This window comes from Mesorhizobium sp. M7A.F.Ca.CA.004.12.1.1 (assembly GCF_003997835.1).
Lineage (GTDB): Bacteria > Pseudomonadota > Alphaproteobacteria > Rhizobiales > Rhizobiaceae > Mesorhizobium.
This window is the reverse complement of record NZ_RZRK01001374.1, coordinates 1-764: the sequence shown is the minus strand read 5'-3', so window position 1 is coordinate 764 and position 764 is coordinate 1. Positions and strand designations below refer to the sequence as shown.

1 protein-coding gene is annotated in these 764 nt (G+C 67.5%); it reads left to right on the top strand.

The window, feature by feature from the left end; genetic code table 11:
• Nucleotides 1–764, top strand: a 764-nt coding sequence (locus tag EN984_RS36480) for an efflux RND transporter permease subunit (protein ID WP_164766009.1), incomplete at both ends; no start/stop codon positions are given.

Sequence of the window (764 nt, the reverse complement as noted above, 5' to 3'; positions counted from 1 at the left end):
ATCCTGGACGATCTGCGCGGCGTCATGGCCGGCATTCCCGGCGTCGATGTCGAGGTGCGCGTGCCGGAAGCCGGTCCGCCGACCGGCAAGCCGATCCAGATCAGGCTTTCGGCCGTCGACCCCAAGGGGCTCGACGACAAGGCCCGTGAGGTCGCGGCGCGCATCGGCAAGGTGCCCGGCGTCATCGATATTTCCGACGGCCTGCCGCCGCCCGGTGTCGACTGGGCGCTCGAGGTCGATCGTGCCAAGGCGGCGCAGTACGGCATCAGCCCAACCTCGGTCGGGACGGTGGTGCAACTGGTGACCAACGGGCTGAAACTCTCGGAATACCGGCCTGCCGGAGCCGACGACGCGGTCGACATAAGGCTGCGGCTGCCCGAAGACCGGCGCACGCTGTCGACGCTCGACGAACTCAGGGTGCAGACCTCACAAGGCTCGGTGCCGATCTCGAACTTCGTCGTGCGCAAGCCGGAGCCGACGGTCGGCATCCTCAACCGCATCGACGGCGCGCGTACGGTGGTCGTCCAGGCCAACGTCGCCGCCGGCGCTCAGGTCGCGGCTGTGCAGGAGCAGGTCACCAAGGCCGTCTCCGACATGGATCTCGGCAGCGGCATCCGCTGGAAGCTGGCCGGTTCGAACGAGGACAGCGCCGAAGCCAGCGCCTTCCTCAGCAAGGCCTTCGGGGCGGCGATCTTCCTGATCTTCCTGGTGCTTCTGGCGCAGTTCAACAAGTTCACCAGCGTCTGGCTGGTGCTGTCCTGCGT